At 38.2% G+C, this 13,955-nt stretch carries 17 protein-coding genes; 9 read left to right on the forward strand and 8 right to left on the reverse strand.

The window, feature by feature from the left end; genetic code table 11:
- Nucleotide 1: 1 nt before the first annotated feature.
- Nucleotides 2-1,315, reverse strand: a complete 1,314-nt coding sequence (locus RE471_RS08925) for an aldehyde dehydrogenase family protein (protein ID WP_309214509.1) — start codon at nucleotides 1,313-1,315, stop codon at nucleotides 2-4.
- 187 nt (nucleotides 1,316-1,502) lie between these two features.
- Between RE471_RS08925 and RE471_RS08930 the strand changes: the two genes are divergently transcribed.
- The 7 genes from RE471_RS08930 (at nucleotide 1,503) to rhaD (ending at nucleotide 6,182) form a co-directional block, all read left to right on the forward strand.
- Nucleotides 1,503-1,775, forward strand: coding sequence for a hypothetical protein (locus RE471_RS08930; protein ID WP_309214510.1), 273 nt, complete (start codon nucleotides 1,503-1,505; stop codon nucleotides 1,773-1,775).
- A 5-nt stretch (nucleotides 1,776-1,780) separates the two neighbouring features.
- Nucleotides 1,781-2,284, forward strand: a complete 504-nt coding sequence (locus RE471_RS08935) for a hypothetical protein (RefSeq protein WP_309214511.1) — start codon at nucleotides 1,781-1,783, stop codon at nucleotides 2,282-2,284.
- Complete coding sequence (locus tag RE471_RS08940; protein WP_309214512.1) at nucleotides 2,265-2,687, forward strand: PIN domain-containing protein; 423 nt, start codon at nucleotides 2,265-2,267, stop codon at nucleotides 2,685-2,687. The genes RE471_RS08935 and RE471_RS08940 overlap by 20 nt, the downstream gene beginning before the upstream one ends.
- A gap of 499 nt (nucleotides 2,688-3,186) precedes the next feature.
- Nucleotides 3,187-4,113: a nucleotidyltransferase family protein gene (locus tag RE471_RS08945; protein ID WP_309214513.1), complete on the forward strand. Its 927-nt coding sequence runs from the start codon at nucleotides 3,187-3,189 to the stop codon at nucleotides 4,111-4,113.
- 78 nt (nucleotides 4,114-4,191) lie between these two features.
- Nucleotides 4,192-4,542 carry a DUF6015 family protein gene (locus tag RE471_RS08950; protein ID WP_309214514.1) on the forward strand — a complete coding sequence of 117 codons (351 nt, stop codon included), beginning with the start codon at nucleotides 4,192-4,194 and terminating at the stop codon, nucleotides 4,540-4,542.
- A 76-nt stretch (nucleotides 4,543-4,618) separates the two neighbouring features.
- Complete coding sequence (locus tag RE471_RS08955; RefSeq protein WP_309214515.1) at nucleotides 4,619-5,332, forward strand: helix-turn-helix domain-containing protein; 714 nt, start codon at nucleotides 4,619-4,621, stop codon at nucleotides 5,330-5,332.
- A gap of 88 nt (nucleotides 5,333-5,420) precedes the next feature.
- A complete protein-coding gene (gene rhaD, locus RE471_RS08960) occupies nucleotides 5,421-6,182 on the forward strand; it encodes an L-rhamnose 1-dehydrogenase (RefSeq protein ID WP_309214516.1) in 762 nt (253 codons plus the stop codon).
- 129 nt (nucleotides 6,183-6,311) lie between these two features.
- Here rhaD and RE471_RS08965 read toward each other — a convergent pair whose 3' ends face one another.
- The 4 genes from RE471_RS08965 to RE471_RS08980 all read right to left on the reverse strand — a co-directional run bounded on the left by RE471_RS08965 (nucleotide 6,312) and on the right by RE471_RS08980 (nucleotide 10,599).
- Complete coding sequence (locus RE471_RS08965) at nucleotides 6,312-7,673, reverse strand: MFS transporter (RefSeq protein WP_309214517.1); 1,362 nt, start codon at nucleotides 7,671-7,673, stop codon at nucleotides 6,312-6,314.
- Nucleotides 7,674-7,863: 190 nt separating this feature from the next.
- Nucleotides 7,864-8,577, reverse strand: a complete 714-nt coding sequence (locus RE471_RS08970) for a hypothetical protein (protein ID WP_309214519.1) — start codon at nucleotides 8,575-8,577, stop codon at nucleotides 7,864-7,866.
- A gap of 96 nt (nucleotides 8,578-8,673) precedes the next feature.
- On the reverse strand, nucleotides 8,674-9,432 hold the full coding sequence (locus RE471_RS08975; RefSeq protein ID WP_309214521.1) for a hypothetical protein: 759 nt from the start codon (nucleotides 9,430-9,432) through the stop codon (nucleotides 8,674-8,676).
- Nucleotides 9,433-9,486: 54 nt separating this feature from the next.
- Entirely contained in the window at nucleotides 9,487-10,599 is a 1,113-nt protein-coding gene (locus RE471_RS08980; protein ID WP_309214522.1) for an enolase C-terminal domain-like protein, read from the reverse strand.
- A gap of 110 nt (nucleotides 10,600-10,709) precedes the next feature.
- Here RE471_RS08980 and RE471_RS08985 point away from each other — a divergent pair, with 110 nt between their 5' ends.
- Together RE471_RS08985 and RE471_RS08990 are read left to right on the forward strand one after the other, a co-directional pair.
- Nucleotides 10,710-11,465 (forward strand): molybdopterin-binding protein, encoded by a 756-nt coding sequence (locus tag RE471_RS08985; RefSeq protein WP_309214523.1) that lies wholly within the window; start codon nucleotides 10,710-10,712, stop codon nucleotides 11,463-11,465.
- Nucleotides 11,466-11,482: 17 nt separating this feature from the next.
- Nucleotides 11,483-11,959, forward strand: a complete 477-nt coding sequence (locus RE471_RS08990) for a DUF2240 family protein (RefSeq protein WP_309214525.1) — start codon at nucleotides 11,483-11,485, stop codon at nucleotides 11,957-11,959.
- Here the strand turns inward: RE471_RS08990 and RE471_RS08995 are convergent.
- Genes RE471_RS08995 through RE471_RS09005 form a run of 3 tightly spaced genes read right to left on the reverse strand, consistent with a single transcriptional unit; the run spans nucleotide 11,953 to nucleotide 13,887 of the window.
- Complete coding sequence (locus RE471_RS08995) at nucleotides 11,953-13,008, reverse strand: N2,N2-dimethylguanosine tRNA methyltransferase (protein ID WP_309214526.1); 1,056 nt, start codon at nucleotides 13,006-13,008, stop codon at nucleotides 11,953-11,955. The genes RE471_RS08990 and RE471_RS08995 overlap by 7 nt on opposite strands.
- A complete protein-coding gene (locus RE471_RS09000; protein ID WP_309214527.1) occupies nucleotides 12,986-13,531 on the reverse strand; it encodes an NTPase in 546 nt (181 codons plus the stop codon). Before RE471_RS09000 ends, RE471_RS08995 begins: the two co-directional genes overlap by 23 nt.
- A 2-nt stretch (nucleotides 13,532-13,533) precedes the next feature.
- Nucleotides 13,534-13,887, reverse strand: coding sequence for a dihydroneopterin aldolase family protein (locus tag RE471_RS09005; protein ID WP_309214528.1), 354 nt, complete (start codon nucleotides 13,885-13,887; stop codon nucleotides 13,534-13,536).
- Nucleotides 13,888-13,955 lie beyond the last annotated feature (68 nt).

The following is a 13,955-nucleotide window of genomic DNA, read 5'->3' on the forward strand; positions in this document are numbered from 1 at the left end:
TTCAGTTAACCCATACAGTCTTTACGTTTGTGAATTCAAGTATTCCGTATCGGGAAAGTTCCCTCCCTATTCCACTTTTCTTGGTTCCCCCGAATGGAAGCCTGGGATCTGATGCAACGATTTTGTTTATGGATACCGTACCACTGTCTATGTATGGGGCCATGTATTCCCCCTTTTCAGAGTCGCCCCAGATGGAGCATCCAAGTCCGTATGGTGTATCGTTTGCAAGTTTTATAGCCTCCTCAATGGTTTTAAAGCTCCTGACCATGGCAATAGGCCCAAAAACCTCCTCGCCATAGTCCCTATTCATTTTTATTATGGTGGGCCTGACAACATTTCCGTAATTTTCTCCTGTTGCCATCACTGTCCCCATGGTTTTGAGATCATCCATCTGTTTATCTATAATTTCTTTCTGTGACGTTGATGAAAGCGGGCCTATGTACGTATCCTTATTCAGCTGATCGCCTACCTTTACTGAGCTATATTCCTCGAACATGCGTTTTGTAAACTCATCGTAAATATCCTGGTTTACAAGGAATCTCTTGGATGCTATGCAGCTCTGGCCATTATTCTGAAGCCTGGCGTACACACTGTTCTTAACTGCCTCATCGAGATTGGTAGAATCCAGTACTATGTATGGGTCTGAACCACCTAATTCCATAACAAACTTCTTGATATTCCTGGCTGCCTCTGCTGCTATTATTGACCCCGCAGCAGTAGACCCCGTAAACGAAACACCATCCGAGTATTTTATTGCCTCATCTATTATTTTTCCTGTAGTTATAACTGATTTAAATGCACCAAGGTTAAACAGCTCCTGTATTTTCAGTGATGTGCCACTCACAATTGACGCATGCTTAAGCAATACTGAATTCCCGGCCAGAAGTGCAGGTATGGCTGCCCTTGCCACCTGCCATAGGGGGAAATTCCACGGCATGATAATGATAATAACGCCAAGCGGGTCAAATCTAATATACGATTTTCTTGCCTCTGTCTGCACATATTCATTTGAGAGGAATTTTTTCCCATTTTCAAGGTAATAATCAAAGAGCCAGAGTGTTTTCTTCACCTCTGCCAGGCTCTGGCTCAGAGGCTTTCCCATTTCTGAAGACATTAGGTTGGCAAGATTTTCTGCATTTTTCTCAAAATTTTTTCTGGATTCCCCTAGCATATCTATCCGGTTATCAAAATTATCTCTCCATATCAGCTGGACCTTCTTCAATTCAGATATGGCAGATTTTACTCCGTCTATAGCTGTAACCTTATATTTCCCGAGCTCTGATCCTGTATAGGGGTTGAATGTGGTGATTTCCATATGTTACTATATGGCAGTGCTATTTTATTTTTGTGGTATCCCGAAAAAATGAAGTAATACCAACATTTCATGTGTGTATAAACAGCAACAACGAAGTTTCTTAAGTATGGTTACCATTATTATCATGACATGGCAATAGTGTATGCCAAACTGTAAATATTTATACTATAATTAACCATTAACCATTATGGAATATGAAGTGGAAGTTTTATCTGTACAAAGAGTTATAGATTTAGTTACGGGTAAACCAAGATGTCAGGTAACTTTTGGTGTCCCCAATGAAATTACGGAGAAGATAAGTGCCAGGCTAACTGAAGAACAGAAAGAGTCGCCTGAAATCTACTCAAACATAGTCTCGATTTCAACTTCATATGAAAATGGAAAACTATATCAAGTCAGCTCTAAATGGAAAATAACTATAAATAAGAATGGGGATATAAATATAAGTAAATCTGTGTGATAAAAATGTATAAAATACGCACCAATACATTTACATCCATAAATGAACGTCCTCGAATTGCGAATAAATTTGTAGAGGATTTAAAGTTCACAGGTAGAAATGATACCTACCAATTCAAAACACACAATGAAATCAATACATTGAATAGAACCGATAATCTAACTAGCCTTGTTCAAAACATAAATACGGTATCAAAGATCCATTCTAAATTAGAGGATAATGAAATTATTAAACGCATAAAAAATATAGGAAAGAACGTCATTTCTAAATACAACGACGTTTCTAATATAAATAATATCTTTGAGATGCTAATGGAAAATATATCAAACAATAAAGAATTCATAAATAGTGCATCAAGACTCACAGATAAGGAAATTTCTAAGCGTTTAGTTAAACTGATTTCTATATTAATAATCCAGGATGCGTACAGCAAAATTGATGCAAAGGAAAAGCGTAAAATTGAAGATGAAGCATTAAGAGGTTCAAAGTTTGGTAAAATACATTCTTGATACCAATGCTTTAATAGCTTTGTCAAAAAATAATGAAAATTTTATGCGTCGATTCAATAACCATGTCCTTAATGATGATCCTATTATTACAACCGTCTTAAACTATTATGAATTTGCAAGAGGTCTTTCAGTTATTAGCAACCCTGCTGTTAGTAAAATAAAACAATATTTTAGAAAAAGTATTAAAATTGGACCAATAAATTATGAAATATCGGAGATAGGCTCCAAAATATATAAGGAATTGAAATCCAGACCTAAAAGTAAACACGGTCCAGATGATGTAGATATCTTGACTGCCTCTTATACAATAGGTGTCAAAGGAATATTAATTACACACGATAGTGATTTCAATGAAATTGCTGCATTGGAAGGCTTTCAAATAGAAAACTGGGAATTAAAATGAATTTTATATTGACATAAAAATAATAACTTCATATTATAATATTAACAATAAAGGCATATGAGGTAGGAATTGTAATAGCAAAATATAAGGATCGATTAAGCAGAATAAAATTTAATTAATTAAAAACTCTTTGCAAAGTTCAGAACTCAAATAGCTTTACATCTGAAATAGGCAGTACTGAGTTATATTAGAAGAAGATATTTAATGATATTGCAGGCATGCTTTATTATTCCCATGAAAATGTATTCAAAGAGAAAAAACCACTCAATGGAGATGGCATACGAAGGCAATTCGAACTGAACGGATACACATAAATGGCACATATGATTGTGTATAGTTTAAACTTATACACATCTAAATAGATATATAACGAATAATGTATAAATGTATAAGGTGGTAATCTTAATGCCTGGAATAATATATTCAAGCGATTAGAAGTACAACATTATAATGAAATCATACCGCAAAATTAATTATAAAAGGTTTTAATCACATTCCTATGATAGGTGCTATTCTTGCCGGTGGATACGGCAAACGCTTGAAACCAATAACCGACCATATACCGAAGGCCCTTGTGGAAATAAAAGACAACTATACAATAATGGACAGGCAGCTTTTTGATTTTAAAAACATTGGCATTACGGATGTTTACATACTTTCCGGTTATCTGAGTGAGATAATAGAGGACCGGTATAAAGATTATAAAGATATTAACATTCATTACCTCAAAGAGGAAAAACCCATGGGAACACTCTTTTCTCTTTCAAATCTCATGAACCATATTGATCAGGATGTAATTGTCAGGAACGGAGATACTGTGACAGATATAAATTTCAAAAACTTTGTGAGCTTTTCCCAGTCCAGGGATTACAGCATGATTATGTACGTAACAAAAATGCAGAGTCCCTACGGCATAGTTGAGTTTTCCGGTGACAAGGTGGATAACTTCAGGGAAAAGCCATTGCTGGATCACTATATAAATGCGGGCATGTATTACATTAAAAAATCTGCATTTCCTGTATTTTTCATGAAATATATGGAAAAAGACGTCGAGAAATCTGCATTTCCATACCTGGTGAGCAATAACCAGATGGGTGTATACTGTGAAGACGCTTTCTGGATGGGCGTTGATAGTGAGAAGGACCTGAAAACCATCAGGGAACTTTACAGTGGGAGGGAAGATACTGCATATGGTTATTCTAAAACACTATACAGTGCAGATGGAAAGTTAGTAAAAGAGCATTATGTAAGGGCGGGTGAAAGCATAGAAGTAGAATCAGGAAGCATAATCAAGGTTGATGCCGGCACAGGTTACATTGATGGAAAAATACCGGTAAAGTACAAGCCAGGTTCTGTTATGGATATATCTCCAGGAAGCAGGATTTCAGCCTACGAGAATTCAAGTATAGAAGAAATGGTTATATAGGCTGAATAATACTAAAAACTATAATACTATTTAAAATATAGTGATAATATTTAATAACAGGTTATTAATAATAAGCGCATGACTGTAAGCAGGGAGGAATTGTTGAAGGCCATATCAAACATATACGGCAATAAGGGTATGTCATCTAAGGATTCTGAAGATCTCTGCGATTTTATTCTATCATTTTTCGGGTACGAGGATTATGTGCTTGATAATGTACTGTCGGCCTCTGAGCGGGACGTGTTTTATAACCTTGAGGAATACGGCATAGTGACAACTTTCAGGGAGGAAATAAATATAGTGCATGGAAAAACATGGCGCGTTAACCAGTGGTATCTTGATAAGGCTAAGATAAAGAAACTGGCAAATACGGAAAAGAAAGAGGATGAGATAAAAAACATATATGATTCCATATTCAAAAACATGTAATTTTTAGGAAATATACTTTTAATAAGAGTTAATAGATATAGGAAAAGTTTAAATATAGTATTGTCCATAATAAATTATGGTTCTCATGGAGGACGGCAGTGAACAATACGTGGAGGTGAATTTCCAGATGCACCATCCACAATGCTGGACAGAGGTCACAGAAAACTTGAAGGTGAATATACATACTGTAAGTAGCAGTGTGTACAGGGATAGAAACTATATTTTTGGAACCATAGAGGTTAAGTCTGAATCCGAGAATGAATTTAAGAATTTTATAAGAAATTTCAAACATTCTGCGGCAGTGAAAGAGCTGCTAAGGGTTTCAGTTAGCCCTTACAGAAGAAATCTGTATGATGTTACATTCCGGGAAAAATATGAAAGTATGATTGCATCAGTTCTCTATGAAAACGGTGCTATATACCACAATGACCTTATTTCTGAAAACTTCGAATATATTATGGCCATAGTACCGGGAGAAAATGTGAGGGATCTAAGAACAAGACTTTCTGATATTGGGGAGATGCCATATTTCTATATGAAGAACACCATGAGGACAGAGCGTATAGACGGTGCGTTTAACCTAACGGAACAGGAGGCTTTTGCACTATACATGGCCTATCAGAATGGTTACTTCAATATTCCTCGTGAGAAGTATTTAACAGAGCTATCTGCTGTAACAGGACTTTCAAAATCAGCCCTTGAAGAATATATGAGAAAAGCCACAGGAAAAATTATAAGAGAATGGGCGGAAAAGAACAGGTTCTTTTTATCCAAAAAATTCAAGAAATAACATTATAATTAAAACATGTCCTGAGTAATACTTATATTTTTAACGTTATTATTAAATCAGGAATTAGACAGTATAATGGGTGATTTTGATGGATTTTAGAAATAAAAATGCTGTAGTAACAGGCGGGTCAAGGGGAATAGGAAGTGCTATTGCCACTGCCCTTGCAGACCGGGGTGCGAATGTGATAATTACATACGCAAGCAATGATATAGCGGCTGAAGAAACATTAAATTATATAAGGGGTAAGGGTGTTACCGGAGAAAAATACAAAATAGATCAGTCCAATATGGAAGAACTGGATGGATTGATTAAATATATAAAAACTAAATTCAGCACAGTAGACATACTTGTTAACAATGCAGGCATATGCCCATTTAGGGATTTTTTTGATATTGATATGAAACTCTTCGATATGGTATGGAAGGTTAATGTGGAAAGCCACTTCTTTATAACCCAGGAAATTTCGAAAATGATGATTGAGGCAGGTACCAGAGGGAGAATACTTTTTATCAGTTCTATAAGTGCCATAGTGGGCGGGAAATACCAGGCACATTATACAACGACAAAATCTGCAATGAATGGATTAATGCATTCATTGGCAATCGTATTAGGGGAGCATGGAATAATGGTAAATTCTCTTGAACCTGGAACCATTGTTACTGATATAAACCGTGAGGATTTATCTAATCTGGAAAAGAAAAGTTACATGGAAAAGAGGATACCGCTGGGAAGGCTCGGTACACCTTCTGACATTGCCACACCTGCACTGTTTCTGGTTTCAGATGAAAATACATATGTAAATGGATCTGAACTCCTTGTAGATGGTGGAATGCTGGTCAATCTGCAATGATTTGCAAAAACATTAATTCGACCTGCTATAACAGGATTTGATAATGTCAATACCTAAGAGCAGAGAATTTAAAATAATCTATAACAAAAAATGAAATTTAAGGTACCTATACAATTAAAATTTATAATTTCATAAAACCTCATCCCGGGAAGTTTCCTCAAGAGATTTTCTCTCAGTTCTCACATATTCAGGTTTAAACATATACAGGAACAGTACCACTACAAATGCCATTACGAAGAAAATACCGGCTATCCATCCTATATATCCAATGCCGAAGGCGACAATCATTGGCGTAAAAAGCCCGAATATCCCTGCCTCGAATCTCATAGTAAACCAGACAAAACCCTGCCCAGAATTTCTTAGGCTTGTGGGAAAATGCTCTAGGGACAGTAATCTTGTTGTGGGCCATATACCAAGCCCCTGGCCTATTCCAAAGAGGAGGAATGAAATCAGAAGTACGTAAACGTTTTTGAGAAACGGGGGGTATATTAGGAGGAAAAACGATATTGCTGCCATAACTGCACTTGTTAGATATAACGGCACCCTGCCTACACGGTCTGATAGGTAATAGAAAATAACAAGTCCTGGTACTATGGCACTTCCAAAATATACTGCCTCAAAGGCATAAGTATCCCTCAGGCTGACAAGATGGAGTGAGCTGAATATATAAGGGAAAAATTCACCGTATGTGGATGCAGGAATTCCCCACATAAGGTAAAGAAACCAGGCAAGTAACATGAACCAGCCATAATTCCTGAAAAGTTCCTTATATTTTTTTATGGTAAATTTTTTATTTTCCTCTTCACTGATGTTTATATGCAGTTTCTTTGCAGACTTTTCAAGGTCAGTTTTATTACCGCGCATCATATCGAATCTTGGAGATTCCGTAAGGTCCCTTCTTAATATCCAGCTGACAAATGCAAGTAAACCCAAGAATATCCATATGGTTCTGAACAGTATCATTCCCGTATTGTATAGGGCAATTGCTATCCCCAGCTCTACCAAAACTCCAACATACCACATTATTGTAGTTATACTCATCAATCTTCCACGATAATTTTTAGGCGAGAATTCAGTTATTAAACTCCATGAGGTCGGAACATCAGCTCCAACAGCGATCCCTACCATGGCATAGAAAACCATTGCCCAAACGATATTGAATATCCTTGATGGAAAGACCCCGGTAATTGCTAAAAGTATTGATGAAGCCCCGTATATTAGCATATCCAATTGATAAATGAACTTCCTTCCAAATTTATCACCAAGCCTTCCGAAAGTTAGTGCCCCAAAAGCGGCACCAAGAAGTGTTATCAGTGCGGGAAGTCCATCTTCCAGTGTCGTAAAATTTAGAAGGGTTCCTATTGCCAGGAGCGTAATACCAGTTCCCGCAAGCATGCCTGCATCAAGAAAATCCCCAAGGGAAGCTATCAGCGTCCATTTAAAATGTGTACCTGAAAGAGCCGCATCATCATAAGTCCTGCTTTCAACCATAAATTCACCTTTGAATATATCTTTACTATTGTATATATAGTAATTTCCAGACTATTCCATATATCACATCTAAATGTACAAAAAAATTTTAATAATATTTAACGTTCTATGATAGATTTAGCTGTAGATATTGTATATGGACTATTTAAACAATTCATACCAGCGTAATATATAAAAATATTATGGATATTTAAAGCCCGGTATTTGTTATCACTACCAGCAATGCCAGCAATAAAGAAAAAATCACTACAGATTTTAATATCTTCTCATAGTACTTTACCAGTTTGCTGGCATCAATAAGCTCACCACGGATCAGTGATCTGTAGGGCCTTGATGCCTGAATCTGTATTTGGAGCAGAGAATATCCTGTTGCTAACATTATCAATATTATTAAGAAATTATTTCCTCCCTGAACAATATAACCGGATGCAATTGGCATTGAACCTGTTGAGAAAGCAAGAAATATATTATTATGGAAAAATCCCCCAAAGAGTTCGAGGTTATAAGCAAATACAAAGAAAATCTCCACCAGCCCGGCCAGTATTAGAAAATGGACCACAAAAAATGCAAAATAAAAGGAAAAGGAAAGCCCCCCAATAAGGGATACAATCCCTGCAATTATCAATATGTTACGCGGGATATAATTCGCCCATGGGCCGGGAGATTTCTTAAGGGAAGAATCAAAGCAATGGGCAGAAATCCCGAGGCATATGGCAAATGTTATGAACAGATATATAGTCCTCATTATATGGATGTTATGGGAAAAGAAGCTGCCGAAAAATACCAGAGAGCTTACCATAAGTGTATATGGATAGAATGTAAGGCCAATTACCGCCCGTATATGAAGTGGCCCCGATCTTGGTACGTACCATTCTCTTAACCTATCTGGCATGAATATTACCATATAATTAACCAGTACTTACTCAATAATTTTTTGTGAATCTATTATATAATTATTAATATAAATAACTTAAATTCTCTGAATATAAAGGGAACAGAATCAGAATTCCATACCTGTTATTTCCGGATCATAGGCCGGAAGTATCCTTCCATAATGTTCCATAAACCTGTAAGCCCGGTAGCATTCGAATATATTTTCTGCAATGCCCATGGGAATTTTATTAGTGATATTGCCTACCTTGAATGCTGCATCCGTGAATATAACCTTTCCAGCTGATGTATTTATCACAAATGCAAGGGATGCTCTGTGATGGCATCCTACCCATAATGCACCTATTCCCGGTACCAGTTCGGTGATTAATTCTGCATCAAAATACTTTATCCTACTGCGGGCCGCAAATTCAAAATACCGGAGAATCCTTTCAGGCACAAAGAGATTCCTCTCTTTATTATGTTCTCCCGGTACAACGATATCATCTATCCAGCCTTTTTTCAGTATATGGTATGTTGCCTGTGGAAACATATCTGCTCTTCCGGTTGTATAGTCCTGCAGTGGCGTAAATGATATATTTTCTATGCTGCCTAGAGGGAATCCCATCTTTTTTAGGATATCAATTGAATCCAGTGAGATAAATTTTGCACGCTCTCCGGCAAATTGCACCATTGCATTGTTTCTCTCCGTTAGATCCTCTGGGAGCCCTGTATTTATCAAAAAGTTGGTATCCCCATTGTAGGCCAGGACCATATGGAAATGCAGAAGTTCCCAGGAATTCCATCCGGTCATTCTGTACACCTCTGGGCCAGGAACCCAGGATTCGCCTGTTTTAATAATTTTTACCCTGAAAATATTTTCTGCCATTTGTCTCACCATAGTTTACTTACTACTTGTCTGTAAAAATATGAAATATTTTAATTAATTTGATTTTTTGTATTCTATCCCGAACCCGGGGTTTTCACTAAGTTCAATGTAACCCTTTACAGGGAATGGTATGCCTTCCATATCCTGCTCCATCCACTCCCTGTATTTGGTCAGAAACTCTGCAACAGGAGTTACGCTTTCCGGTTCGGATATTATGCAGTGGAGGTTGTAAACATTTCCCGTGTGCGGAACAATTATGGCTCCATAGGTTTCGGCAAGCGCGGCTATCTTTTTCATGGGTGTTATGCCGCCCGTCCAGACAGCATCTGGCTGCAGTATCCTTATGCCAGCATCCAGCAATCTTTTAAAATCATATATATGATAATGGTGCTCCCCCTCTGATATGGGTATATCTGTTTTCAGTGCTAGCATTTTCATGGACTCGAAATCATCAGGCATAAATGGTTCCTCTACCCATGCCATATCATATTTTTCAAGCTTCTTTACCATTTTAAGTGCAAAGCTATAATTCCATGACATCCAGGCGTCACCGGCCAGCTCAACATCGTATCCTACGGCATCTCTTATGGATCTCACAAGTTCTATGTTTTTATCTATCCCATTGATATCGGATGGACCAGAAATAAATCTCATCTTCATGGTTTTATAGCCCTCTGATACATACTTCCTGGCCTCTTCCTGCAGTTCTGGTATGGCTGTCGGATGCAGGTGTGAGGCATAAGCCCTTATTTTTTTCCGTGTGGGTCCACCCATTATACGGTAAGCCGGAACGCCGAGATACCTTGAATAAAGGTCATACATAAGAATGTTGATTGCACTGAGGGCATGCATCATAACACCGGCTCTTCCCAGGGGAAGCGAGAGCCTGTAAAGCATATCCCAGGCCATATTAATTTCAGAAACGTCTAGCCCATTCAATTTTTTTGAGAGGTCAACTGCGAAATCTGCGACATCTGATGTTGTGTTATAATACGCTGCATAATCTCCTGCCCTCATCTCAAGGGTGCAAACCTCGTTGATCATGGCGGCCTCAGTAGGCGATACTTCGCCCAGTATGCTTTTGTAATAATCTGTAGGTTTGACATATCTGTAAACTGGCTGTTCCACCTTTTCCCTGCTGATTACCCGTACGCTTTCAATTTTCATATAATCACATTTTTAACGTTTGATTATTATTAAATCTATATCCGGATATGTTCGCATGTGAAAGTAGGTGTATTGCACATTATTTTTATATTATTGCATTATATTAAATTATGAAAGCCGTTATAATTACAGTTGGAAACGAAATATTGAAGGGCAGGACTGTAAACACAAATTTTTCGTATATAGGAGAATTGCTCACGTATTCAGGATACGATGTTGTAAAAGGGATAATTGTCAGGGATAATCTTGACGAGATATCTAATGCATTCAGGGAGGCTTTTGAGGCAGGCGATATAATTGTATCTTCCGGTGGCCTGGGACCCACCTATGACGATATGACACTGAAGGGATTCTCCAGATGCTTTGGATTGAATCTTGTAAAAAATCAGGAAGCTATGGATATGATACTCAAGAAGACAGAGTATATGACGCCTGCCAGGGAAAAAATGTCCATCCTGCCTGAAGGGTCAGAACCACTGGAAAACAGGGCTGGAACAGCCCCTGGAATTTACATGGAAATCTCCGGTAAGACATTTATAATAGTCCCTGGTGTTCCCGGGGAGGTAAAATCCATCATGGAGGGGATAAGAAACAGGATAAAAGTACCCGGATTCCAGTATACTGATAGATCTGAAAACCTGTATGGTGTAAAGGAAAGCCTAATAGCACCTTTAATAGCCGACCTTATGAAAAAATATGATAGCAATGCATACATAAAAACACACCCAAAAGTAGATGAGAATGGAGAGCCGTGGGTTGAGGTGGAGGTATCTGCATGGGGAAACAACAGGGATGAGATAGAAAAACTGGCTGATTCCATACTGGAACAGATAAAGGAAAATGCAATGCAGAATAATTATAAGTAAATAAATGATTTACCGGCATGAATAAGGATATGGCAAGAAAACTCATAGCCCTGGTGGCCATGAAAAAGGCCGTAGGTTATAGCAGGTCAGATTTTATCAATACACTGTCATTCAAACGTGCTCTGCTTCCCCCAGATGTTGTGGAACGTTTTATTGAAGCTTCCCTTAATGAGAAACTCATAGTTGAAAAGGATGGAAAGTACGTTCCAAATTTCAGCACTGAAGGGGTTATAGTGCCGCTGGATTTTTCAGTTGATGTTGATGAACTTTTCTCAGAGGCGGCTGAAAAACCTTTGATAGACAGAATGCTGGAGGCAGCATCAGCCTCAGGAAAAATGACAAAAAAGGAGGCTATAATAAAGGCAAGGGATCTGCTATCAGGCATGCAGTTTATAGATTTTGAAACTGCAATGGTCACTGTCCTTTCAGATGCAGGAATAGATATATCCTCATTCGTGGCAGAGAAGGAAAATAACTCCGGATACTCTCAATAAATCAGATGCAGGGCATCGCTTACCGGGACTAAAACTTTTATGCCTGTATCTGAAAACTGGGATCTCCCGCATTGTATGCCATTTGCAGCCAGTTTTTCCATGCTTGATTCCACTCCTATGGAATCGCGGTGTATAATTCTTGCAAAATCTGCCATATCTGCGAAATACAGTGAAAGGTCATTGTTCTTTACAGCATCCAGTGATTTTAAAAACAATTTATCAGGATTTTCAATTATATTCAGGTTTTTAACCACATCCGAATTAAGATTGCCCAGCCATATTGGGCCTTCACTGGATTCCCGGTATTCTGCTGCCAGCCCTGTGTGCCGGTTGAATGTGCCTATTTTCTCCAGCTGCCTGTCTGCCATGGAAGATGATGAAATTATCTGGAATATGACCCGGTAATAATGGGAGTGCCAGAGGGATATCATGGGTACTGCGGCCTTATCCATGGCAGCTGCACGCCTGACAATTTCTCCTATTAGCAGGCGTATGCCTGATTCGTGCCTGTAGGTATCGTTGATTATTGACGCCCTGTAGCGCCTGAATGTTTTCCTCTCCATGGACCCGGTAAGGGCAGTAAGGTCCGTGGGGGTGATTCCTATGTATCCCTTATTCCTGAGATTAAGCATGGCATCATCAATATATGGAAGCACTGACCCGTAAGGGTCTATATCTATGTAATCGAAAAGGAAGTCGTTCAGTACTGCCTGGAACGTTTTGTTGTATACCTCAACATCAGACCCATTTAGGTCCCTGTTGATTTTAATATACTGGAATGATTTTTTATTTATCTCAGAAATAACGGTCTTTATGCCAGCTTCCCTGTTAATCCTCAGGCCCCTGATGCCGGTACCGCCGAAAGCATCCAGTGCCACCCTTGGCTTTACTGTCCTTAGAAATGAAACTGTAATATCCCTGTTAAGTTTCTGGTCCAGATTATAAAAACCTGCAGTCCTGGCGCCAGGACCTTTTATGTAAAAATTATCAGGGGCCATTATCCTTACGGAACCCTCTGATAACGTCTTAAATTGATTCTTCCTCTCCATTCAATACCTTTAAAATTTTAAATGGCAGTATATTCTTGTTAATAGGGGTAATATCAAAAACCCTCACACTTTCATAACCACGGAATTCCTGCAGTACAGGATTTCTGGATTTTTTATGGAGAGTCACTATTATTGATTTGTCAGATTTCATTGTTTCCTCTATCTCAGCCTTTATCTGCTTGGTTGTATTTTCAATTTTCCCAAGCTCATCTATTATTATAACATCTGCCTCCTCTCTGGATTTCTGGAGGCTAGGAACCAGGAGTTCTTCCAGCGCCTTTGTATCCACACCAAGTTTGTCCACCTTTACCCTTGATACAAGATCGCTTCTGGCAAATTCAACCTTTCTCTTTGTAAGAATATCCGTAATATAATAGGCAAGAACCTTTCCGTGCTCAATTTTTTCAGATACAAGCGTACCCTCTATTAACTTTCCATTGTTTCTAAGCATATCCATAATCTTATTCAATGCCTCAGTCTTTATAGAACCGATTGGTCCGGTTATCCCTACTTTTATTGCCATTATTATTCCTCCAAATACATCAGCGGGTAATTCAGGTCCTGCACATAATGCATCCCTGCCCTTACCACCTGACCATTATATTCAACGGTCAACCTTACATCCATCATTTCTCCTGAGAGAGATGTATACTGGAACGATGTGCTCTGGCCTCCCAAATTAATTTCTACGGATACATGCTTAACAAAGGGCTGTACTGATACACTTTTTTCTATTGCCCGTGAAATTTCCTTTATATTGCCCTCATTTACAGGCACACCTATATACTGATGAAATATGCCACCCAGTTTTATGCCCGCCTCGAATATTGCCCTTTCCCTATCTGTGCAGTGAAAATATTTGCGGGCTGGGTCTAACATTATATGGTGTATTACATATAATTTATTAAATATTGTTCTTTTCAAAATTACGAATTTTTAAACCTTTT

The organism is Ferroplasma sp., from assembly GCF_031200575.1.
GTDB lineage: Archaea > Thermoplasmatota > Thermoplasmata > Thermoplasmatales > Thermoplasmataceae > Ferroplasma.